At 58.2% G+C, this 1,754-nt stretch carries 2 protein-coding genes; one reads left to right on the forward strand and one right to left on the reverse strand.

Features of this window, described 5'->3' with window-relative positions; all coding sequences use genetic code 11:
- Positions 1-122: 122 nt before the first annotated feature.
- Entirely contained in the window at positions 123-1,019 is an 897-nt protein-coding gene (locus F8N85_RS33920) for a TauD/TfdA dioxygenase family protein (protein WP_150806200.1), read from the reverse strand.
- 475 nt (positions 1,020-1,494) lie between these two features.
- Here F8N85_RS33920 and F8N85_RS33925 point away from each other — a divergent pair.
- Positions 1,495-1,754: IS110 family transposase (locus tag F8N85_RS33925; protein ID WP_150806867.1), on the forward strand; the 260-nt coding region annotated here is incomplete at its 3' end.

A 1,754-nucleotide genomic window follows, 5' to 3' on the forward strand; every position in this document is an offset into this window, starting at 1 on the left:
GCGGCGTTTGGGGCGACCAGACTACTGACGAGCAGGCTGAACCCCAGGCCGATGCTGGCGGCCACGGATTTGATGGGTTTGGACATGGAAAATCTCCTGGCTATCGGAAGTGCCGTGTTCGATCAGTAAGGGGCGTCGCCCTGAATGGTGGTGCGGTAGAGCTTGCGGCGCAGATGGCTCGGGCAACCCGCGGCCAGGTGGATCAGCGAACGGTTGTCCCAGAACACCAGGTCGTGGGGCTGCCAGGGGTGGCGATAGATGTTTTCCGGCAGCACGCTGTGGGCGTAAAGCTCGGCCAGCAGTTGCTGACTTTCGTCTTCGGGCAAACCGACGATGCGGGTGGTGAATCCTTCGCTGACGAACAGTGCCTTGCGACCGTTTTCCGGATGGGTGCGGACGATCGGATGCACCACCTCGTTGACCTGTGCCAGTTGCTCCGGGGTCAGGGTCGGGCGCCAGTTGCCTTCGAACTTGGTTTCGCTATAGCGCGCGGTGTAGGAGTGCGCGGCCGAGCGACCTTCGAGCGCTTTACGCAGCACGTGCGGCAAGCTGTCCCAGGCTTTGTGCAGGTCGGCGAACAGAGTGTCGCCGCCTTCGGCCGGCAGTTCCTGGGCATGCAGCATCGAACCCAGGCTCGGCAGCTCTTTGTAGGAGAGGTCGGAGTGCCAGAACTTGCCGGCATCGCCCAGGCCGATGGATTGGCCGTTCTCGATGATGTTGGAGACGATGAGGATTTCCGGGTGGCCCGCCAGCAGGAACTGCTTGAGCACGTGGATCTGCAACACGCCGAAGCGACGGCTGAAGGCGATTTGCTGTTCCGGGGTGATGCGCTGATCGCGAAACACCACCACGTGATGGTCCAGATGCGCACGGTGAATGCGCGAGAAGTCCAGGTCATTGACCGGGCGGGCCAGGTCGAGCCCGATGATTTCGGCACCCACGGCGCCGCTGAACGGGCGGATGTCGAAGGATTGCGGCGCGATGTTCGCGACGCTTGGGAAAGCAGTAGCTGCAGACATAAATCACTCCCACGCACGGCACGCTCAAGGGCGCGCGCGTCGATCAGAAACTCACGGAGGTCCCGTGTTGGTTCATTTCGTGCGGCGCGCCGATTGGTCGGCAGGTACGCAGGGGTTTGACTTTATAGATATAAGAAAAGAATTTTAAATACCGTTAGAGAATAACGATATGGCTTATTTCAAAGATCAAAAGATCAAAAGATCAAAAGATCAAAAGATCGCAGCCTGCGGCAGCTCCTTGTATCTCGACTATCGCTCCGCCAGGAGCGATAGTTCTCGACTGATCATCGAGGGAGGGATCTGGAAGCCGTGCAGCTCCTTAGGCCTAGAGCCTGCGACGTAGATCGTGCTCCAACCCTCCACACTCACTCGTATAGTTCGAACGGTATCTTGGGCCCGTCTCTGGCGAGAGCCCGCATTCGCAAGGTTGGACAGAGTGCAGTGATGATCACAATTGATCCAATTGGAGACGATCATGTCCGATTATGTTGGCGTCGACGCCGCTAAACACACCTTTGACATCGCCAAATACCTGCCTAACGGCAAACATAAAACCAAAGCCAAGCTGGCCAATGCAATCAAGGGGTTCGAGGAGTTCCACGCCTGGCTGCAGAAGCATGTCGAGCCTTCAGCCTTGATCGTGATGGAGGCCACCGGCATCTACCATGAAGCGCTGGCCGAGTTCTTGTACAACAAGGGCTATCGGGTCTGCGTCGTCAATCCTGCACAGACCAA

The sequence above is a fragment of the Pseudomonas fluorescens genome (genome assembly GCF_902497875.1).
GTDB lineage: Bacteria > Pseudomonadota > Gammaproteobacteria > Pseudomonadales > Pseudomonadaceae > Aquipseudomonas > Aquipseudomonas fluorescens_BR.